General features: G+C 68.9%; 16 protein-coding genes, 1 pseudogene and 1 riboswitch. Of the genes and pseudogenes, 9 read left to right on the forward strand and 8 right to left on the reverse strand.

What is annotated here, in order from left to right; all coding sequences use genetic code 11:
* Nucleotides 1-53: 53 nt before the first annotated feature.
* Nucleotides 54-163, forward strand: a riboswitch (TPP riboswitch).
* From thiE to thiC, 7 genes are all read left to right on the forward strand, one after another.
* The gene (gene thiE / locus ABD086_RS03330; RefSeq protein WP_343905633.1) at nt 162-752 is read left to right on the forward strand and encodes a thiamine phosphate synthase; all 591 of its coding nucleotides are present in this window, start codon (nt 162-164) and stop codon (nt 750-752) included. (Overlaps the previous riboswitch by 2 nt.)
* Nucleotides 752-1,783 (forward strand): FAD-dependent oxidoreductase, encoded by a 1,032-nt coding sequence (locus tag ABD086_RS03335; RefSeq protein ID WP_343905635.1) that lies wholly within the window; start codon nt 752-754, stop codon nt 1,781-1,783. The genes thiE and ABD086_RS03335 overlap by 1 nt, the downstream gene beginning before the upstream one ends.
* Nucleotides 1,780-1,986, forward strand: a complete 207-nt coding sequence (gene thiS, locus ABD086_RS03340) for a sulfur carrier protein ThiS (RefSeq protein WP_343905637.1) — start codon at nt 1,780-1,782, stop codon at nt 1,984-1,986. Before ABD086_RS03335 ends, thiS begins: the two co-directional genes overlap by 4 nt.
* 16 nt (nt 1,987-2,002) lie before the next feature.
* Nucleotides 2,003-2,782, forward strand: coding sequence for a thiazole synthase (locus ABD086_RS03345; RefSeq protein ID WP_343905639.1), 780 nt, complete (start codon nt 2,003-2,005; stop codon nt 2,780-2,782).
* The gene (locus tag ABD086_RS03350; RefSeq protein WP_343905640.1) at nt 2,779-3,345 is read left to right on the forward strand and encodes a thiamine phosphate synthase; all 567 of its coding nucleotides are present in this window, start codon (nt 2,779-2,781) and stop codon (nt 3,343-3,345) included. The genes ABD086_RS03345 and ABD086_RS03350 overlap by 4 nt, the downstream gene beginning before the upstream one ends.
* Nucleotides 3,342-4,073 (forward strand): bifunctional hydroxymethylpyrimidine kinase/phosphomethylpyrimidine kinase, encoded by a 732-nt coding sequence (gene thiD / locus ABD086_RS03355; protein ID WP_343905641.1) that lies wholly within the window; start codon nt 3,342-3,344, stop codon nt 4,071-4,073. Before ABD086_RS03350 ends, thiD begins: the two co-directional genes overlap by 4 nt.
* On the forward strand, nt 4,070-5,809 hold the full coding sequence (gene thiC / locus ABD086_RS03360) for a phosphomethylpyrimidine synthase ThiC (protein WP_343905643.1): 1,740 nt from the start codon (nt 4,070-4,072) through the stop codon (nt 5,807-5,809). The genes thiD and thiC overlap by 4 nt, the downstream gene beginning before the upstream one ends.
* Here the strand turns inward: thiC and ABD086_RS03365 are convergent.
* From ABD086_RS03365 to ABD086_RS03375, 3 genes are read right to left on the reverse strand one after another with little or no spacing between them, the layout of a single operon-like run.
* Nucleotides 5,770-7,302, reverse strand: coding sequence for an aldehyde dehydrogenase family protein (locus tag ABD086_RS03365; protein WP_343905645.1), 1,533 nt, complete (start codon nt 7,300-7,302; stop codon nt 5,770-5,772). The two genes, thiC and ABD086_RS03365, sit on opposite strands and share 40 nt — an antisense overlap.
* Nucleotides 7,303-7,322: 20 nt before the next feature.
* Nucleotides 7,323-8,180, reverse strand: a complete 858-nt coding sequence (locus tag ABD086_RS03370; RefSeq protein WP_343905647.1) for an alpha/beta fold hydrolase — start codon at nt 8,178-8,180, stop codon at nt 7,323-7,325.
* An 18-nt stretch (nt 8,181-8,198) separates the two neighbouring features.
* On the reverse strand, nt 8,199-8,609 hold the full coding sequence (locus tag ABD086_RS03375; RefSeq protein ID WP_343905649.1) for a hypothetical protein: 411 nt from the start codon (nt 8,607-8,609) through the stop codon (nt 8,199-8,201).
* Nucleotides 8,610-8,787: 178 nt separating this feature from the next.
* On the opposite strand from ABD086_RS03375, the gene ABD086_RS03380 reads away from it, so the two are divergent.
* Nucleotides 8,788-9,753 (forward strand): LysR family transcriptional regulator, encoded by a 966-nt coding sequence (locus ABD086_RS03380; RefSeq protein ID WP_343905651.1) that lies wholly within the window; start codon nt 8,788-8,790, stop codon nt 9,751-9,753.
* Between the two features lie 416 nt (nt 9,754-10,169).
* Here ABD086_RS03380 and ABD086_RS03385 read toward each other — a convergent pair whose 3' ends face one another.
* Nucleotides 10,170-11,984: a protein NO VEIN domain-containing protein gene (locus ABD086_RS03385; protein WP_343905653.1), complete on the reverse strand. Its 1,815-nt coding sequence runs from the start codon at nt 11,982-11,984 to the stop codon at nt 10,170-10,172.
* Nucleotides 11,981-12,850 carry a hypothetical protein gene (locus ABD086_RS03390; protein WP_343905654.1) on the reverse strand — a complete coding sequence of 290 codons (870 nt, stop codon included), beginning with the start codon at nt 12,848-12,850 and terminating at the stop codon, nt 11,981-11,983. Before ABD086_RS03390 ends, ABD086_RS03385 begins: the two co-directional genes overlap by 4 nt.
* 720 nt (nt 12,851-13,570) lie before the next feature.
* Between ABD086_RS03390 and ABD086_RS03400 the strand changes: the two are divergent.
* Nucleotides 13,571-14,741, forward strand: a pseudogene (locus tag ABD086_RS03400) (IS30 family transposase).
* Between the two features lie 762 nt (nt 14,742-15,503).
* Here ABD086_RS03400 and trxA read toward each other — a convergent pair.
* From trxA to clpB, 3 genes are all read right to left on the reverse strand, one after another.
* Complete coding sequence (trxA, locus tag ABD086_RS03405; protein WP_343905655.1) at nt 15,504-15,839, reverse strand: thioredoxin; 336 nt, start codon at nt 15,837-15,839, stop codon at nt 15,504-15,506.
* 286 nt (nt 15,840-16,125) lie between these two features.
* A complete protein-coding gene (locus ABD086_RS03410; protein WP_343905657.1) occupies nt 16,126-17,520 on the reverse strand; it encodes a DEAD/DEAH box helicase in 1,395 nt (464 codons plus the stop codon).
* Between the two features lie 109 nt (nt 17,521-17,629).
* A complete protein-coding gene (gene clpB, locus ABD086_RS03415; RefSeq protein WP_343905659.1) occupies nt 17,630-20,278 on the reverse strand; it encodes an ATP-dependent chaperone ClpB in 2,649 nt (882 codons plus the stop codon).
* Nucleotides 20,279-20,291 lie beyond the last annotated feature (13 nt).

Genomic DNA, 20,291 nt, shown 5'->3' on the forward strand with positions numbered 1-20,291 from the left:
GACCCCGTCGGGTGTCCATCTCCGACGCAGCCGCGGTTGCGCTAGGGTCGTCGGCATCCACCCACGGGAGTCCGCGGCAGCGGGCTGAGAGGGAGCTGTAGCCGCTCCGACCGTCGAACCTGATCCGGCTCATACCGGCGAAGGAAGCGAAGGAGCACCCCGTGCACACGTTGCCGCGCATGTTCTGCCTGGTGTCGGGCGATGACGACCTCGCCCTCCTGCCGGCCCTGGCCACCGCGGGGGTCGACGGCTTCCAGGTCCGGGACAAGCACACGACGACGCGGGGGCTGATCGCGCTGGCCCGGGCGGTTCGCGAAGCGGTGGGCGGCGCGGTGGTGACGGTCGACGACCGGGTCGACGTCGCGCTGGCCGCCGACGCGGACGGTGTGCACCTGGGCGCCGACGACCTCCCGGTGCGCGCGGCCCGCCGGATGGCGCCGCACCTGCTGATCGGCACCACCTGCCGGACGCCGGACGCCGTCACCGCCGCGTGCGCCGACGGGGCGGACTACGTCGGCTTCGGGCCGGTCTTCGGCTCCGGGTCCAAGGCCGGGCTGCCGGAGCCGCTGGGGGTCGCCGCGGTCGCGGCTGCGGCGGGCGTGCTCCCGCTGGTCGCGATCGGTGGGATCAACGCGGGCCGCGCGGCCCGGGTGCGGGCGGCCGGCGCGCACGGCGTGGCGGTGATCGGCTCGATCTGGCGAAGTCCCGATCCGGTGCGGGCGGCGAAGGAGCTCGCCGAGGCGGTGCGCTGATGCGGGTCCGGGTGCGGGGCGCCGGCATCGTCGGCCTCGCGGTCGCCGAGGAGCTGCTGCGCCGGGGCCACCGGGTGGAGGTCGTCGACCCGGCGCCGGGGTCGGGTGCGTCGTACGCCGCGGCCGGGATGGTCAGCCCGGTCGGGGAGCTGTGGCACGGCGAGGAGCGGTTGCACGCCCTGGGCCGGGCATCGGCGCGGTTGTGGCCGGCGTACGCCGAGCGGCTGGGCGTGCCGCTGCGGTCCGGGACGATCCTCACCGCCGCCGACGCGGGCGACCTCCAGCAGGTCGAGCGCCAGGTCGGCCTGGCCGTGCAGCAGGGCGACGCCGCGACGATGCTGAATCGGCGCGAGCTGCTGCGGCGCGAGCCCGGCCTGGGCCGGGTGACCGGCGGAGCGTGGCTGCCCGACGACCACAGCGTCGATCCCCGCGCGGTCGTCGCGGCGCTGCTCGCCCGGGTGCCGGTGACCCCCGCCCCGGCCGCCGGTCCCTCCGGCGGTCCCTCCGGCCGACCCGAGGTGACGGTCCTGGCGACGGGTTCGTCGCTGCCCTCCGTGCGCGGGGAGCGCGCCGTCCGCGGCGAGATCCTGCGACTGCGGGTCGACGCAGTCGACCTGCCCGGGCACCCGGTCCGCGCCCTGGTCCAGGGCCGGCCGGTCTACCTCGTGCCCCGCGCGCACGGCGAGGTGGTCGTCGGCGCGACCCAGGAGGAGCACGACGCGCCCCCCGTGGTGACCGCCGGCGGCGTGTGGCGACTGCTCGACGACGCTCGCCGGGTGCTGCCCGCGATCGACCGGGCGGTGCTCGTCGAGGCCACGGCGCGAGACCGTCCGGGGACGGCCGACAACCTCCCCCTCGTCGGCCCGTCCGGCGAGCCGGGGGTCGTGCTCGCGACGGGGCACTTCCGGCACGGCGTGCTGCTCGCACCGCTGACGGCGCGGCTGGTCGCCGACCACCTCGAGACCGGGCACGTCGAGCCCGGCCTCGACCCCCGCAGGTTCGCCACCCAGCACCCAGGAGGGTCCTCATGACCGTGACCGTCAACGGATCACCGTGCGAGGTCGGCGACGCGCCGACCCTCGCCGACCTCGTCGAGACCGCTCTCGGTCACCGACGCCCGCCGGGTGTCGCGGTCGCCGTGAACGAGACGGTCGTCCGGCGCAGCGCCTGGGAGGAGCACCGGGTCCGTCCCGGTGACCGGGTCGAGATCGTCACGGCGGTGCAGGGTGGCTGAGCGGGCGAGGAACCACGTGCACGAGCACGACGACGGGGGCCTCCAGGTCGCCGGCCACCGGCTCACCTCCCGGCTCTGGCTGGGCACCGGCGGGCTCCCGGCGACCGCGCTGCTGCCGGCGGTCCTCGCCGCGGCGCGCCCGGGCTTGGTCACGGTGTCGATGCGCCGCACCTCCGCCACGTCCGACGGCAGCCTGCTGGCCCTGCTCCGCGAGGCCGGCACCCGCCTGCTGCCGAACACCGCCGGCTGCCTCTCGGCGCGCGAGGCGGTGCTCACCGCCGAGCTCGCCCGAGAGGCCCTGGGGACCGACTGGGTGAAGCTCGAGGTCATCGGTGACGAGACGTCCCTGCTGCCCGACGCGGTCGAGCTGCTCGAGGCCGCGGAGCAGCTGGTGCGCCGCGGGTTCATCGTGCTGCCGTACACCACGGACGATCCCGTCCTCGCCCGCCGCCTGGCCGACGTCGGCTGTGCCGCCGTGATGCCGCTGGGCTCCCCCATCGGTTCCGGTCTCGGGATCCTCAATCCGCACGCGATCGAGGCCGTCGTGGCCGCGGTGGAGGTGCCGGTCGTGCTCGACGCGGGCCTCGGCACCGCCTCCGACGCGGCCCTGGCCATGGAGCTCGGCTGCGCCGCGGTGCTCGCCGCCACCGCCATCACCCGCGCCGACGACCCGCCCACGATGGCCCGCGCACTGCGCCTCGGCGTCGAGGCCGGGCTCGCCGCCCGCCGCGCCGGACGCGTGCCCCGGCTGGCGGTCGCCCGGGCGTCCAGCCCGATGGAGGGACGCACCGCATGACCGCGCAGCAGTCCCGGCTCCCGCGCCTCCTGGTGGTGACCGACCGTGCCCAGCTGCCGCTCGGCCGCAGCCTGCTCAGCACGGTCGACAGCTGTCTGCGGGCGGGGCTGACCCATGTCGTCCTGCGTGAGCTCGACCTGCCCGACGGGCAGCGGGCCGCGCTCGCCGCGGCCCTGACGAGGGTCGGTGCGGCCGTGATCGCCGCGCACCGGCCGGTGCCCGCCGCGATCGGCACCCACCTGCCCGCGGGCGCGGCCGGGACCGGCCTGGGCCGCTCGTGCCACTCCCGCCGCGACGTCGAGGAGGCCGCCGCCGAGGGCAGCGCGTACGCGACCCTCGGCCCGTTCGCACCGAGTGCGTCCAAGCCCGGGTACGGACCGGCCCTGCCCCCGACCGAGCTGCGGGGCCACGAGATCCCGGTCTACGCCCTCGGCGGGGTCAGCGAGTCCAACGCCGCCGAGCTGGTCGGCGCCGGGGCGTACGGCGTCGCGGTGATGGGCGCGGTGATGCGGTCCGGCGCCCCGGAGACCGTCGTACGACGCCTGCTGGAGGCGGTCCGGTGACGCCGCCGGTCGTGCTGACGATCGCCGCGACGGACTCCGGGGGCGGCGCCGGCGTCGCCGCGGACCTGGCCACCTTCGCCGCGCTCGGCGTCCACGGCGCCTGCGTCGTCACCGCGGTGACCGCTCAGGACACCCTCGGGATGCACGCGATCCACCGGGTGCCGCCCGAGGTGGTGGCGGCGCAGCTCAACGCCGTCCTCGGCGACCTCCCCGTCGCGGCGGTCAAGACCGGCATGCTGGGCGACCCGGCCGTGGTGCGGCTCGTCGCGGACCGGTGCCACGGCCTGCCGCTGGTGGTGGACCCGGTCCTGCGCGCCACGACGGGAGCACGGCTCGCCGACGACTCCGTCGTGGCGGCGTATCTCGACGCCCTGCTCCCCGGGGCGACCGTCGTGACACCCAACACCCACGAAGCCACCGTCCTCGGACCGCTGCCGGTCCCCTGTGTCCGCACCGGCAGCGAGACCGCCGTCGACGTGCTGGTCCACCCGGACGGGTCGACCGCGACCATCGCCCACGACCCGGTCGACACCGCCAACGACCACGGCACGGGCTGCACCTTCAGCGCCGCCCTCGCCGCCCACCTCGCGCACGGACGCGAGCTCCCCGACGCCACCCGGCTCGCCGGCGCGTTCACCGCCGGCCAGCTGCGGCGCGGCCGGCACTGGAACCTCGGCCGCGGCCGCGGCCCGATCGCCCACACCACCAACGAAGGAGCCCCCGCATGACCCAGGACCAGCAGATCCACCCCTCCCACAGCCGGGTCGAGACCGGAGACCTGCGGGTGCCGGTCGCCCGCGTCCAGCTGACCAACGGCGAGACGTTCGACCGGTACACGACCGCCGGCCCCGGCTCCGACCCCGAGGTCGGCCTGCCGGACCGGCGCGGCGCCTGGATCGCCGGACGCGCCGACACCGTCGGCTACGACGGCCGCGAGACCGACCTGCGCGACAACGGCAGGGCCGCGCTGCGGCGCGGTGCCGCCCGGCAGGCGTGGACCGGCACCCGCCGCGCGCCGCGGCGTGCGGCGGCGGGCCGGACCGTGACCCAGATGCACTACGCCCGCCGCGGCCTGGTCACCGAGGAGATGCGCTTCGTCGCCGAGCGCGAGGGCTGCGACGTCGAGCTCGTGCGCAGCGAGCTCGCCGCCGGCCGGGCGATCATCCCCGCCAACGTCAACCACCCGGAGTCCGAGCCGATGATCATCGGGCGTCGCTTCCTGGTGAAGATCAACGCCAACATCGGCAACAGCGCGGTCACCAGCAGCATCGCCGAGGAGGTCGACAAGCTCACCCACGCGGTCACCTGGGGCGCCGACACCGTCATGGACCTCTCCACGGGCGACGACATCCACACCACCCGGGAGTGGATCCTGCGCAACTCCCCCGTCCCGATCGGCACCGTCCCCATCTACCAGGCGCTGGAGAAGGTCGACGGCGAAGCCGACAAGCTGACCTGGGAGGTGTTCCGCGACACCGTCATCGAGCAGGCCGAGCAGGGCGTCGACTACATGACGATCCACGCCGGCGTGCTGCTGCGCTACGTCCCCCTGACCGCCGACCGGGTCACCGGCATCGTGTCCCGCGGCGGCTCGATCATGGCCTCCTGGTGCCTGGCCCACCACCAGGAGAACTTCCTCTACACCCACTTCGACGAGCTCTGCGAGATCTTCGCCAGGTACGACGTCAGCTTCTCCCTCGGCGACGGGCTGCGCCCCGGCTCGGTCGCCGACGCCAACGACGAGGCCCAGCTCGGCGAGCTGCGGACCCTGGCCGAGCTCACCGAACGGGCGTGGGCCCACGACGTCCAGGTCATGGTCGAGGGGCCCGGCCACGTGCCGCTCCACCTGGTCGAGGAGAACGTGCGGCTGCAGCAGGAGTGGTGCCACGGCGCGCCGTTCTACACCCTCGGGCCGCTGGCCACCGACGTCGCGCCCGGCTACGACCACATCACCTCCGCGATCGGCGCCGCCACCATCGCGATGCACGGCACGGCCATGCTCTGCTACGTCACCCCCAAGGAGCACCTCGGCCTCCCCGACCGGGACGACGTCAAGACGGGCGTCATCACCTACAAGCTCGCGGCCCACGCCGCCGACGTCGCCAAGGGACACCCGGGAGCGCGCGCCTGGGACGACGCCCTCTCCCAGGCCCGCTTCGAGTTCCGCTGGCACGACCAGTTCGCGCTCGCGCTGGACCCCGTGACCGCCGAGGCCTTCCACGACCAGACGCTGCCCGCCGAGAACGCCAAGACCGCGCACTTCTGCTCGATGTGCGGTCCGAAGTTCTGCTCGATGCGGATCAGCCAGGACGTCCGCGACCGGTTCGGCGACCGGGCCGCCGACGGCATGGCCGCGAAGTCGCGCGAGTTCCTCGAGCTCGGCGCGAGCGTCTACGTACCGCCTGGCCTGCTGGATCCAGCCGTTCAGAGCTCGATGGCGGTCAGGACGAGAGAGCGGTCATAGGTCAGGTCGTCCATGGCGAACCGGACGCCTTCGCGGCCCACACCGGACTGCTTGATCCCTCCGTACGGCATCTGTTCGGCCCGGTACGTAGGGACGTCACCGACGATGACGCCTCCGACCTGCAGCTCGCGGTGTGCGCGGAAGGCTGTGGCGAGGTCGTGGGTGAAGACGCCGGCGTGCAGCCCGAAGGCGGAGTCATTGACGACGCCGAACGCCTCCTGCTCGCTGTCGACCGCCGTGACGGTGAGCACCGGTGCGAACACCTCGTCGCGGTTGACCTTCGCGTCACCCGGGACATTGGTCAGCACGGTGGGGGTCAGCAGCGCACGATCTCGGTCGCCACCGGTGACGATGGTGGCCCCTGCTGTCGCCGCCTCCCGCACCCAGGCCTGCGCACGTTCGGCGGCGGCCTCGGTGATCATGGGTCCGACCGTTGTTGTTGCGTTGCGTGGGTCGCCCAGCACCTCGCCGCGCACGTGCACGGTGATCTTGTCGAGGAGGCGGTCGTACACCGAGCGGTCGGCGATGACGCGCTGTACGGAGATGCATGACTGCCCGGCGTTGCCCATGCCGAGCGCTGCGATCCGCCTCGCTGCCAGCTCCAGGTCGGCCTCGGTGTTCCAGTCGGCGCACACCACGACGGCCGCGTTCCCGCCGAGCTCGAGGGTGACGTGCTTGCGCGGCACCCGATCGAGGATGCTCCAGCCGACCGGGCCCGACCCGGTGAAGGAGATGACGGGCAGTCGCGGATCCGCCACGAGTGGATCCATCTCGGAGTTGGGGACCGGCATGACCGACCACGACCCTTCGGGCAGGTCCGTCTCGGCGAGCAGCTCGCCGAGGACGAGCGCGGTGAGCGGCGTCGCCGGCGCTGGCTTGATGATGATCGGCGCTCCGACCCCGAGCGCCGGTGCGACCTTGTGGGCGACCAGGTTGAGCGGGAAGTTGAACGGGGTGATCCCCAGCACGGGGCCGCGAGGGACCTTGCGGTTCAGCGCCAGACGCCCCTCCCCCGCTTGGTCGGTGTCGAGACGCTGCAGGTCCCCTGACCACCGCCGGGCCTCCTCGGCCGCAAGGCGGAAGGTGATGGCCGCCCGGTCGACCTCCGCCATCGCCCACCTCACCGGCTTACCACCCTCAGCGACGATGACGGCTGCCATCTCTTCCTGCCGCTCGCGCAACCTGAGGGCCACGTGCTCGAGGGCGTCGGCGCGCCGGTAGGCAGGCAGCTGGGCGAGGGGTCGCTGCGCCCGGTGGGCGGCCGCGACCGCCTGTTCGACGTGATCGGGGTCAGCGAGGATGACATCGCCGACATGGGCTCCGTCGTAGGGGCTGCAGATGCTGTCGGTCCGGCTACCCGTCGCTCGGGCTCCGGCGATCCACATCGGCTTGGCATGCCGCTCCAACGCTGTGTCCTTCCATGATGGTGGGGTGACGCGTGCTGGTTCGCGTCGGTGAACGGCCGGCGGGAGATCCCGCCGGCCGTTCCACACGCAAGTCAGGCCTGCACGCCTCAGGCGTTCGCCTTCACGCTCTGCAGCGCGTTGAGGGCCTCGAGCAGATGGACGCGGAATCGCTCGTGGTTCTCGCTCATCGGGAAGTGGCCGATCTCGGGCATGTTGATGAAGGACCCGTTCTTGATCTCACCGGCGGTCCGCGCGCTGTCCTCGGGCGTGGTGAGGTAGTCGTACTCGCCGGTCATCATCACCACGGGGCACTTGTCACCTTCGATCTCGTGCAGGCGGCCACGCAGATCGTGGTCGACCGAGTAGAAGTGCAGGTCGCCCTTGAAGGCTTCCGAACCCTGGGAGTAGTAGAACCAGGTCTTCCATCGGTCGGCCTCCGGGGACTGAGGAGCCATCAAGTCCCACGTGCCGCTGGCACAGATCTGTGCGGCGTTGGCGTGGGGGTGCTGCCACCAGTCGAGGTAGAAGCCCGGCGAGTAGTCGGCACCCTCGACCGAGAGCACGCCGCCGAAGCGGTCAGGGTGACGCAGGGCCAGCTGGAGGGCGACGTTGCCGCCGAAGGACGAGCCCATGAACAGCGGGTCCTCGAGCTCGAGCGCGTCGCACAGGGCGACGATGAAGTTCACGAAGTGGTCGGCGGTGAGCTTGTACTCCTCCTTCCACCACTCGGTGTTCTCCGGCGGGTCCGACTTGCCGTGGCGCGGGAGGTCGTAGGCGATCACGCGATAGTTGGCGGTGATCTCCTCGTCCTCGAGGAGCCCGCGCCACTGGTGGTTGTGGGCGCCGGCGGTGTGCTGGCAGACCAGCGGCTGGCCGGAGCCGTTCTCGAGGTAGAAGACCTTGTACTCGAGGCCGTCGACCTCGATCGTGACGTAGTGCCCGGTGACCGGGGAGATCTTGCTCATGTGTGGTGGTGCTCCTTCTCAGACCGGTGAGCCGATGACGCGCAGCAGCTCGATCTGCCGCGTGATGCAACGTAGGTTCTGCATGAGGACGAGGACGTCGCCCTCCAGGCGCATGTCGCGCTGGAAGGAGGCGGCCCAGATGCCGTGGAACATCGGCTTGGGGACCGGCTGCCCGAACTCGCGCCAGGTGTCGACACCGGCCCGGATCGCGAACTGGTACGGGACGTCCAGCGGGCCGGGGTCGACCGTGACGTCGGTGACCGTGCCGGACTCCAGCTTGATCGCGTAGCTGTGCTCGTCTGCGTCGAGCAGCCAGGTGGTGGTGAGGTACTTGCCGTGGGCCTGGATCTCGGGATCGGTGTTGTTGGCCTCGGTGAAGGCCTCGGCCCACTCGGCCGGGGCGCGAGTGGCAGTGGGCGCCGTTGTCATGGGGACTGTTCCTCTCTCTGAGCGCTGGGAGCCGTGGTGCGCTCCTGCATCGCCGACCGTTGTGGTGGGCGTCACCAGAGAAGCCCGGGTGAGTGACGTGCGTCCAATACCTGTGGGTGAACCGTCCATAGGCCAGAACTATTGGTCCTGCGCCGACTCGCCCCCGTAGCATCGACGAATGGCCGACCCGCCGGACCTACGCGTCCTCCGCTACTTCGTCGCGACAGCGGAGGAGCTGCACTTCGGGCGCGCCGCGGCCCGGCTGCACGTGAGCCAGCCGTCGCTGAGCGTGCAGATCCGCAAGCTCGAGCACCAGATCGGGGCGCAGCTGCTGGAGCGCGACAGCCGGCACGTGGAGCTGACGCCGGCCGGAGTCGTGCTCCTGGAGGAGGCCACACGGCTGCTCGCCAGCGCTGAACGCCTTCAGCAGGTGACGCGCGAAGCGGCTCGCAGCAATGTCGACGGCAGTCTCGTCGTCGGCTTCCAGGCGAACGCCGCAGCCGAGTTGACGCCCCGGATCCTGGCGGCCTTCCAACGCCGCTTCCCGCGCATCCAGGTCGAGTTGCGCGCCTACGACTTCGCCGACCCGTATGTCGGCCTGGCGTCGGGCACGAGCGACGTCGCGTTCGTGCGGCCGCCCATCCTCGTCCAGGACTGGCTGTCGATCGAGACCCTCTTCGTCGAGCCGCGCGTCCTGGTGGTGTCGTCCGACTCCGATCTCGCGGACCGCGAGCTCGTGTCCGTCGAGGACGTCATCGACGAGCCCTTCGTCGGACGACGGGCACCAGAGTACTGGCGCAACTTCTGGCTGGCTGTCGACAGCCGCGGATCGTACGACGTGCGTCTGGGCGCTGAGGTGGGGTCGGTGGACGAGTGCTTCGAGGCGATCCTGGCCGGCCGGGGCGTCGCGTTCACCCAAGCGTCCACGCAGCGGTACTACCAGCGCCCAGGTCTCGCGTTCGTTCCGGTCAAGGACATCCCACCCTCCCCGCTGGCGATCGCCTGGCGCCACGACGTCGACGCTCCCCCAGTGCGGCAGTTCGTCGACACGGCTCGGAACCTCGCCACGATGGACTACGTGCCGACGACGGTCTCGCCCGGCAGGACGAGTCCACGGATGACCCTCGCCAACGTCGCCCATTGATGCACCCGAGGGGTGCTTGCCGTTGCTCTCGCGCCGGGCCCCACCTCCTGCCCACCTCCTGAGCGAGGCGCTCCCATGGCACCAGCGGCTAGCCGAAAGCGGCAGCGTGCTGCCATCGGGGGCCGGGTCGACCGGGCTCGAGACGCGAGCCGCCGCCGGCTCCTGAGCGGCTCCAGGGCGACCAAGAACGCGAGACCGGAGCGGCGACGCCGGTGACAGGTGGGCACACATGCGAGAGGCCCTCACAGTCAGACTGTGAGGGCCTCTCGCACTTTGTAGCGGGGGGAACGCGGAATTCTGCGCTCGTCCCGTTGATCGCTGCCACTACCCCGTGGTGGTAGCCGTCTGCCCTGGCAATTGCCACCCGTCGTCCATGTCCGGATCGAGGCACACGACTGGGACTCGCGCCGGCCGGCCTAGGAAACCAACTCGACGAATCGACTCCAGTCTGTGTACTCCCACTCCCACCGACGGCAAACGCGCTCGCGAGGAACCTGGTCCAACAGAGGATCGAGGATCGCAAGCTGTGCAGATGGACCGTCACCGATAACAATGGCGAGGAGGTAGCGACTCGAAGCGCCGACCATGACCGACATCTCATTGTTGGTCAAAGCGAATCGTGAGTCCTTCGACTCTACCTTCTTGACCTCGACATGCACTGGATGACCGTCGACTGCGAGTCCATCCAAGTCATATCCGACATTCTGGCGTGAGACGTCAGTAAGCTTCCAGCCGCGTTGATTGAGGTGCTCCATGACCGCAATCTCCGCCGCCCGCCAGCGGGCAATCGCTCCAGAGAACGACTCGGCGACGTGGCCGGTCGCTCCCGCACCTGGTGCTGTGCTCGAATCTGCAGGCTGCCCAAGCGCCGTCACTGGGACTGGGCCGGGGGACTTTCCGACGATGGCCTGCTCGGCCGCTGTCAGACTCCGACCCTCTACGCGGGCGGACTCAACCAGTCGGCGGGCAAGCCGCGTGCGGGTTGCGTCCGAGAGTCGGGATGGGTCGGCGGTCGCGGCGAGGTCTCCTGCCCGCAGGGTGGGAGCACCGAAGACGGTTCGTAGGCTGCGTGCCGCACTGGCCACAGACTCGCGATACAGAGCGATGGGCGCACCGTTCGGGAACACGTTCTGAACATCGCTCTCCTCAAGCGGCACCTCGCTGAACGAGAACGGCCACTCCGCGGTATTGAGCCATGCCTTCGCTCCCGTGAGCACGCGGGCGCCAATAGAGCCGCTCCCTTCGAGGACCACGCCACGGAGATCCTCGCCCTGAACGAGGAGCTCCCAAAGCTGCTGGCTTGCGTCCTCCTTCACATCGACCAGCAACTGGCCGACCAAGGCTCCGATGCTCGATAGCACGCGCTGGGTGTCCAGATCCGCGAGCGTGGCATGCGTCCGTGACGGGTCAGTGAGGACCGGGCCGGAGGCAATGACTGGCAAGCTGAGCTCGTCGTCCAGGGGAAGAAAACAGCAGAAGCGGCCTCGCCGACCCGCCATGCTCTCTGCTTGAGGATCGGCAGGGATCAACACTTCGATGTCACCATCGGCGATTCTGTGGAAGGACGCCATGCGGCCGTCAACTCTCAGTTCGACTCGCCCAGGGTGTCGTGTGCAGTCAATCGTCTCAGTTCGGCCGTTCCGCGTCAGTTGGACGGACACTACATTCCGCAGGAACAACAAGGCGATGGGATCGAGGATCAGCTGATCCACGGCACCTTCATTGAGATGAAGCGTGAACTCAGAGCCAAGTCCGTCGGGCGACGTTTCAACGATCGCTGGAACACGCAGGAGCGGAGTCTCGTCGGGGCTACTCCCGAGCTCATTGGCAGCCGCTATTCGGTCGAAGTGGAGGGCCACCCCGGCGGATCGCACCTTGACGCGACTCGCGACTGCTGCAACGGCCTTGAAACCGATTCCCCGATATCCGATGGATGCGCCGCCGCGGCGCTTTGTCGAACTGGCAGAGCGGCAGAGCGCCTCGATATCGGCCGCATCGAAAGGGCGCCCGTCGTTCGTCCAACTCAGTGACTGGCCAGCGACGTCGACCTTGACCACCGTCGATCCCGCGTCGTCCGAGTTCTGAAGCAGCTCGTACAAAACTCGCGAGCGGTAGGTCTCTGCGAGCAGGTTTTCGACCTGCGCCATCTCGCGGAACAACCCCGGCGCCTGGGCGTGCTCGCGGATCAGTTGGGCACGGAGAGACGAAACATCGTCGATGAGGCGGGTCACGACGTCGGGTCCTGGAGCCGCACGACGATCCGCGCTACCTTGCCAGCGAGGTCATCGAGGTCGAAGTTGGTGACCGTCACTGATGACGGCGGACGAGTAGGTCGCTGGCCACCCTTCCCGACCGAGATATGGCCGATTCGCTCGTTCTCACGGCTGTCGAGGAGGAAGCCGGTCTCGTCAAAGAGCTGAATGATGACGTCAGGCCCTGGAACTTCGAACTCGTCCTGCTCCTCCGGTCCGCGGTCGAGGTCGACTGCCCATTCTTCGTAGTCGTGGCCAGCGGTCATCAGGTCTTCGATGGATCCGATCGGGTGGATCATCCGCAGCGTGACAGTCAATCGCTCGTCCTCGATGCGCGTGCTGATCTCGGTGACCTCGGATCCGACCCCCTTCAGGGTGCGGTGGTCCACGAATTCATGCTCGACGTCCTGCCACCGTGCGGACGGCTCTGCGCGAGAGTCACACTCAGTCCAGTCGTATGCACCAACCCACACGTAAAGATCGTTCGGGTCGTGTGGACGGCGCTCCTCCCACGTCCTGCTCGTCTCGGATGCGAGCTTGGGCGCGCGGAGTTCCTTGGGCTTGTAGATCGTCGACGCCCAGCTGTACGGCGAGAGCGCACCGAGGCTGCGCGACCGGATCTGCCAGATGAGGTCGGGGACGTAGTCGGAGCGTCCGCTGTGCCGTACCTCCCAGTCATCAGGATGAAAGCGGAGCTCCATGGACGTCGCGACCTCATGGAATGCGACGTCGCCGTAGTCGTTAGTCAGGAGGCGCGCCTGGAAATTGTTGATCTCCCAGCCGAGGACCGATAACCCGACCTCGTCGACCTCGACCTTGATCGGATCGACCTTCTTCTTGGACATGAGCGCTCCCTCTTGCGTTGACGTGCGGGCAGAACCTAAGCACGAGCCCCCGACGAGCACCGAGGCGGGCGCCATGTCGTCCCGTGACGTCGAAAGCAGGTCGGGCGCCGAAGCCCCCTACGGTTCGAGGCTCTGGTCGCCACCGTTCGCAACTCGGCCAACGACAGCGACTTAGCCCTTGTGTGCTCCCTCCGAACCAGGACTCGTGACTGAGCGAGCGGATCTACCGCGATCAGCGCGGTAACGCGTAGATGGTTGCGCACATGCAAGAGGCCCTCACAGTCAGACTGTGAGGGCCTCTCGCACTTGGTAGCGGGGGCAGGATTTGAACCTGCGACCTCTGGACCTCTAGCGCGTGCTCGTCTCGCAACGGGCTTGTTTGACCACACTTGCCGGCGTGTGCTCTGGCCTGCGCAGACGCGCACAAGCCAGCGGCGCGACCCTGCACCGTCTTGATGCTGTCTGCTCGTAATAGAGGGCTTGCGCTGGCGTTTTCGGTACATAAGCGCGGCATGACTCGAATCGCAAGTGGGTTCGGAGAGCCAGGCTCACTACCCGCTGTCGACGACGCTTGAAAACGAGGCCATAGCGACGGCGGTGGTTTCCAGCGACCATCGCAACGAGTGCCATTCCTAGGAGGCCTTGTTGTCAACGCGTCGTGTTCGGAAGGGGCCGGGTAGGCGGCCGAAGTCGGAGGCTCGGCGCAGGTTCGTCGAGTTGATGGCGCAGGGCTGGTCGCTGCGGGCGGCGTGTGTGGAGGTGGGTGTCTCACGCTCCGCCGGACAGCGGTGGAAGAACGGCGCGCGGGTGCGTCGTCCGGATGGCACGGTGATCGTTGTGCCACCTCTGGATCCGCTCGCCGTCCGTCAGATCTCGCCCCGTTTCCTGTCCGAGGACGAGCGGGTCAAGATCGCCGACCTGGCCAGCCGCGGGCTCGGGCCGACCGCGATCGGACGAGAGCTCGGACGGGCAGCATCGACGATCAGCCGCGAGCTGCGACGCAACCTGCACACCTCCGGGCAGTACCGCCCCTTCCACGCCCACAGCGAGGCCGCGGTCCGACGACGCCGGGAGCGGCCGATGAAGATCATGGAGAACACGATTCTCTTCGAGTTCGTCGTCGCCAAGCTCAAGGTGCGGTGGAGTCCTCAGCAGATCAGCCGAGCGCTGCGCCGTGAGTTTCCCCAGGAGCCGAGCATGTGGCTGGCGACCGAGAGCATCTACCAGGCGCTGTACCGCCACCAGACAGGGCTCCTGCGACGAGCGAAGGCCCCGGACGAGGTGTCGCCGCTACGAACTGCTCGCGACCATCGGCGCGGACACACGCGCATCGTTCGCGCCGGCCGGCGGTTCGCTCAGCCGATGCTCTCTATCCACGACCGCGGCTTCGAACCTTCCGACAGGTCGGCGGCCGGGCACTGGGAAGGAGATCTCATCGTGGGTCCGCACCACCGCTCGGCCATCGCGACCTTGATCGAGCGCCAGACCCGCTACGTCAAGCTGGTGCATCTGCCCGCCCAGGACTCCGCAACGCTGCGAACCGGCTTGGTGACGACGCTGGAGGAACTACCGGTGGGACTGCGCCAGAGCCTGACGTGGGACCAGGGGCACCGAGATGGCCCGACACCTTGAGATCACAGCGGCGATCGGCACGAAGGTCTACTTCTGTGATGCCGCCAGTCCGTGGCAGCGGGGCTCGAACGAGAACGCCAACGGACTGCTGCGCCAGTACTTCCCCAAGTCGACAGACCTTTCGGTCCATGCTCCGCGCGACCTCGCGCGGGTCGAGAGCGAGCTCAACGGCCGTCCGCGACTCACGCTCGGCGACCGCACGCCAACCGAGTTGTTCAACGCACTGCTAACCTCCGCGTCCATCCAGACGTTGCAATGACCGCTGGGAACCAAGGCGTCGGATCGGCCTCATTTTCGAGCGTTGCCGACACCCGCGTCTATCCATCGCCACGATGCTGGGCAACCAGCTGCCCAAGGTCGAGCAGATGTTTCGCAACGCCCAAAGGCGCGAGCTCCTCACCCACGGTTCAAGCCAGCCCCCACACGAGGTAGAGAAGGCCCGCATCCAGCGTCAGTGCTCAAGCGACGAGTCCCCCGGATCGCCCACGTGCGCGCCACGGGCGACCAGGCCAGAATGAGCCGCCCAGCGAAAGCGTCACCCCAGCACCCTCAGCGGGCGAGGGGAGAGCCGAGACTCCCAGGGCGCAGAGGCCGACGGCCCGTGGCCGTCGCGGCGACGTGCACGATCGACCGGGCCTCCTGCCCGTGTTCGTCCCCGTGATGTCCATCCGTTCTCTCTCGTTCTTCAATGAAGACCCTGCGTGGTGACGACGGCTGACTAGGCATCGTCACCGTCGCCACGCAGGGCCCTCACGAGCTGTCACGACACGCGAAGAACGAGGAGCGGGGACTTCTACACGGCCACCACCGGGGACAACCCATGGCCACCAGCGGGGACCGCTACCTGGCCACCAGCGGGGACTTTTTCATGGCCACGGACAGACGGGGTGCTCGCCTATCGATCCCGATCTCGCCAGCATCCCAGCCGCGCAAGATCGCGATCACTTCTTCGACCCCGAGCAAGGCCTAGCTTCCGGACCGAGGTCTTGTGACCGTCCGGCTGTGACCGTCCGGCAAGGGGTCATCCAGCCGCGGCTCCACCCTCGAGCGTTCGTTCGATCCATCGTCGGAGGTCGTGAGCGGGTGCGGCGCCGGCGCGTCGAGCGAGGACCTCGCCCCGCCGCAGGATCACGAGAGTGGGGATCGCCCGGGCGTCGTAACGCGACGCTGTCGCGGGGTTGTGGTCGACGTTGACCTTGACCAGCTTGAGCGAGCCGGCCATCTGGGTAGCGATCTTCTCCAGCGCTGGGCTGATCTGCCGGCAGGGGCCGCACCAGGGCGCCCACAGGTCCACCAGAACGGGTAGAGCCGCGTCGCGGATGACAGAGTCGAAGGTGGCGTCGCTGGCATCCACCATCCAGGGCAGAGGCTCATGACACTTCCCGCACGACGGCCGTCCGCTGCCGGCTGCGGGTACCCGGTTCTTCGTGCCGCATGCCGGGCACGGAACCACCGAAGTCACTGCTGTTGACATGTGGTCTGCCTTCCTCGCCTTCGGGGACCCTTGAGCCCTGGTCGAGCTCGGCGGCCGGCTGGATGCTCTCTTCCGAGTCTAGGTCCTGGTGAGTCCTCCTGGATGAGCACGATCAGAGAGCTGGTCGAGCACGACCGAAGCAACGATCGGGCTTGTCGCGGTTGGGGTGTTATCGGTACGGGACGTCGACTACGGTCGCTGGTTCGATGCAACGAGCCAGGCCCGGCGGCTTCCTCGCGTCGTACCCGAGCGTGACGCTCTTGCGGGCGCGCAGGACCGTCGTTGCGAGCGCACGGCGCAGAACCTCCAGCGGGACACCGTGCCGAGCAGTCTCGGACGCGGCCGCTTGCTCGGCGTTGATGTCAAGTACTGCGACGTGGTCGAACTCGAGACCCGTAACTGCGTGAGGTTCCGCGATCGCGACCCCCGGCTCGTCCGCGGGCCATGGGCGAGCCTCGTCGAGCTCGGCGAAATCGATGCCGGCGGCCTCCAAGGTGAGTCGCAGCTGGCTCAGGTGTTCCGGTCCGCCGAACGAAACTACGAGGGCGCTTTGCTCGACCGGGTCGAGGTCCTCCAGCTGGCGCACCAGGTGGTCGATCAGGCGACGGGGATCGCCCCACAGGGTGGGTCGTGTCCCGCGGGGGGCCTCAGCGGCCGCGTGCTTGTGGAGTGCGATGCCGTCTTGTGGTCGTGACCCGAGGATGCCTGTGGCGAGCGCGACCACCGATCCGGGGCAGCGCCAGCCACGGCTGAGGTGGTGGGTGTGCTCGACAAGCGCCGTGGCGCGTGAAGGCACACCCGACAGGTCGTCGAACACGAATGTCGACGCATGCTCCGGTGCTGTGTGCCTGGCGATGGCCCGGACCTGGGTCGCTGAGGCGTGCTGCGCATCGTCCACGACGAGGATGTCGCTCTGGGTCTCAGTCGAGCTAGGGGCCGCCGCGGCCATGGCGGCCAGGTCGTGGTCATCTACTAGACCGTGCTCGGCCTTGAACTGGTGCAAGGGCACGACCACACGGTCGACGACCGCTCGGCGCAGCTCGGGGGTCAGCTCCTCGTGTGCGTTGAATGCTGGGGCCGTCGGGTGGCCGGTGATGTATTCGTTAAGCCGATCAGGGTGGTAGGTCCCCAGTACCTGATCGACCTCGTAGCGCAACCGACCATGGCTGAGTCCTAGGCCCTCGCCGAGCTCCCAGATCCGCTTTTCCCGTGCATTCTTCGGCCAGGTGAGACCGTGGTACTTGGCGACGCTGCGGTTGAAGGTCTGCGGGGTCTCGACCCTGACCCTCAGTAACGGATGTCGTGGGAGGTGGTGAGCGACGACGTCACCCACGTAGCCGACGAGTGGAGTGTCGTAGACCAGTAGCGTGACACGCACAGGCTCGGACGAGGAGGCTTCCTCCCGCTCGCGCAGCCGGACGCGGGCAAGTTCTGCGGCCCGGCGGATCGCGACCGCTGTCTTGCCCGAGCCAGCTGGCCCGTGCAGGCCAACTACGCCCGGCGTCGGGTCGCCGACTACCCCGTGCTGCTCGGCGCTGAGAGGCGGAGAGGTCAGCTTGCGCACGTGAGTCGCCCGCCGGGCCGGCCGGTAGGCCCGTCTGAGTGGGTGCCCCCGGAGAGCAGGGCACCGAATGCGAGGTGTTCGCATGCCCGGGTCTTTGCCGAGGCGGATCTCATGATCTTGGGCTGGGCGTCGAGGACTCCGCATCGTCTGCTGGCTGGTGCTGGACCAGGATCTGCCCGGCCTCGACGTCGACCAGTAAGGTGGCGCCGTCGGGGATGGCCTGTGCCAGCAGCTGTCGGCCGATGCGCGTCTCGACCTCCCGCGCGATGAAGCGCCTCAGCGGTCGCGCACCGTAGACGGGGTCGAAGCCTTGCTCGGCGATGTAGGCGAGTGCCTTCTCGGTCACTTCGAGGCTGATCCGACGATCGGTGAGCCGATTACGGAGTTCGTCGAGCATCAGGTCGGCAATGCGTTCGATCTCGCTCATTGCCAATGGCTTGAACAACACGATCTCGTCGATCCGGTTCAAGAACTCTGGACGGAAGTGGCCCCGCAATTCGGCCATCACGCTGTCTCGCGCGGCGTCGCTGATCTCTCCGTCGCTGGTCACGCCATCGAGCAGATAGGGCGAGCCGATGTTCGACGTCATGATGAGCACCGTGTTGCGGAAGTCCACGGTTCGGCCCTGGCTGTCCGTGAGGCGCCCGTCGTCGAGGACCTGCAACAAGATGTTGAACACGTCAGGGTGTGCCTTCTCGACCTCGTCGAACAGCACGACCGAGTACGGCTTGCGTCGCACGGCTTCTGTCAGCTGACCACCCTCGTCGTATCCGACGTAGCCCGGGGGTGCGCCGACCAACCGCGAGACCGTGTGCCGCTCCTGGTACTCGCTCATGTCGACGCGCACGATGTTCTCGTCCGTGTCGAACAAGGAGGCGGCCAGCGCCTTGGCCAGCTCGGTCTTGCCGACGCCCGTGGGGCCGAGGAACATAAACGATCCGATCGGTCGGCGGGGGTCCTTGATCCCCGACCGCGCCCGGATGATGGCGTCCGCGACGACCTGGACCGCCTCGTCTTGGCCCACCACACGCTCGTGCAACACCTCGTCGAGGCGAAGCAGCTTGTCTCGCTCCCCCTCCTGCAGTCGGTGAACCGGGATTCCGGTCCACCGCGACACGATTGCGGCGATCTCGTCCTCGGTGACGACTTCACGCAGAAGCCGACGGTCACGCTGCTTGACGGCGAGCTGCTCCTCGGCGGCCGCCAGGCGCTCCTGGAGTTCGGGGAGGCGGCCATGTCGCAGCTCGGCTGCTCCGTTGAGGTCGTACTCGCGCTCTGCCTGCTCTGCTGCGACCTTCACGTGCTCGATCTCGGCGCGCAGAGCCTGCGCTTTGCGAAGTGCCTGTCGCTCGGCCTCCCACTGAGCGCGCATCGCGTCGGCCTCGGCACGTACGTCAGCCAGCTCCTTGCGCAGGTCCTCCAGCCGGGCCTGGCTTGCCGGGTCCTCCTCGTGGGACAGCGCTGCCTCCTCGATCTCCAGGCGCGTAACTCGACGGGTCAGCTCGTCAAGCTCGGCAGGGAGCGAGTCGATCTCGGTGCGCAGCATCGCGCAGGCCTCGTCGACCAGGTCGATCGCCTTATCGGGCAAGAAACGATCTGAGATGTAGCGATGGCTCAAGGTCACTGCGGCCACCAGCGCCGTGTCTTGGATCTTCACTCCGTGGAAGACCTCCAGCCGCTCCCGAATGCCCCGCAGGATCGACAAGGCGTCCTCGACGTCTGGTTCGTCGACCAGCACCGGCTGGAAGCGGCGTTCGAGGGCAGCGTCCTTCTCGATGTGCTGCCGATACTCATCGAGGGTCGTCGCGCCGATCATGTGCAGCTCACCGCGTGCAAGCATGGGCTTGAGCATGTTGCCTGCATCCATGGCGCCCTCGGATGCACCTGCGCCGACGATGGTGTGCATCTCGTCGACGAACAACAAGATCTGCCCCTCGGCTGCCTTGACCTCGTTCAACACTGCCTTGAGCCGCTCCTCGAACTCCCCGCGGTACTTCGCGCCTGCGATCAGTGACCCCATGTCCAACGCGAAGACGATCTTGTCCCGCAACCCCTCCGGGACGTCCCCGTTGGTGATGCGCTGCGCCAAGCCTTCGACAATCGCGGTCTTGCCGACCCCGGGTTCCCCGATCAGCACCGGGTTGTTCTTCGTCTTGCGTGAGAGGATCTGCACGACACGACGAATCTCGGTGTCCCGCCCGATCACCGGGTCCAACTTGCCGGTGGCGGCCTCGGCTACCAGATCGCGGCCGTACTTCTCCAGTGCCTCGTACGCCACCTCGGGCATGGCCGAGGTCACCCGCTGGTTGCCACGGACCTCGCTCAACGCAGCCAGGAAGCCATCCGCGTTCACGTGGTGCCGGTTCAGCACCCGCCCTGCACCCGAACTGGAGCCCTCCTCGATGAGCGCCATCATGAGGTGCTCGACCGAGACGTACTCGTCCTTGAGCGCGCGAGCCTGCGCGTCGGCGCGTTCCAGCAGCGTCGACAGTCGCTGCGTGACATGGATCTGACCTGGCATGCTCCCGGGGCCGGTGACGCGTGGGCGGCGTTCGAGCTCGGCTTCCAGGTCGCGCCGCAGCGCTTCGAGGTTGCCTCCCGCTCGCTCCACGAGCCGCGGCACCAGACCCTCGGGCTGATCGAGAAGCGCCAGGAGCAGATGCTCCCCGTCGACCTCGGTGTGCGAGTAGCGCAGCGCCTTGGTCTGTGCATCGTGGAGGGCCTCTTGCGACTTCTGAGTCAAGCGGTTCATGTCCATGATGGTGTCTCCT

The organism is Nocardioides aquiterrae, assembly GCF_039526625.1.
GTDB lineage: Bacteria > Actinomycetota > Actinomycetes > Propionibacteriales > Nocardioidaceae > Nocardioides > Nocardioides aquiterrae.

Bases quoted from the DNA above. Each gene is read 5' to 3' on its own strand.
- ABD086_RS03335 (WP_343905635.1), top strand. From the start codon at position 752: ATGCGGGTCCGGGTGCGGGGCGCCGGCATCGTCGGCCTCGCGGTCGCC.
- thiS (WP_343905637.1), top strand. From the start codon at position 1,780: ATGACCGTGACCGTCAACGGATCACCGTGCGAGGTCGGCGACGCGCCG.
- ABD086_RS03350 (WP_343905640.1), top strand. From the start codon at position 2,779: ATGACCGCGCAGCAGTCCCGGCTCCCGCGCCTCCTGGTGGTGACCGAC.
- thiC (WP_343905643.1), top strand. From the start codon at position 4,070: ATGACCCAGGACCAGCAGATCCACCCCTCCCACAGCCGGGTCGAGACC.
- ABD086_RS03370 (WP_343905647.1), bottom strand. From the start codon at position 8,180: ATGAGCAAGATCTCCCCGGTCACCGGGCACTACGTCACGATCGAGGTC.
- ABD086_RS03375 (WP_343905649.1), bottom strand. From the start codon at position 8,609: ATGACAACGGCGCCCACTGCCACTCGCGCCCCGGCCGAGTGGGCCGAG.
- ABD086_RS03380 (WP_343905651.1), top strand. From the start codon at position 8,788: ATGGCCGACCCGCCGGACCTACGCGTCCTCCGCTACTTCGTCGCGACA.
- ABD086_RS03390 (WP_343905654.1), bottom strand. From the start codon at position 12,850: ATGTCCAAGAAGAAGGTCGATCCGATCAAGGTCGAGGTCGACGAGGTC.
- trxA (WP_343905655.1), bottom strand. From the start codon at position 15,839: ATGGTGGATGCCAGCGACGCCACCTTCGACTCTGTCATCCGCGACGCG.
- clpB (WP_343905659.1), bottom strand. From the start codon at position 20,278: ATGGACATGAACCGCTTGACTCAGAAGTCGCAAGAGGCCCTCCACGAT.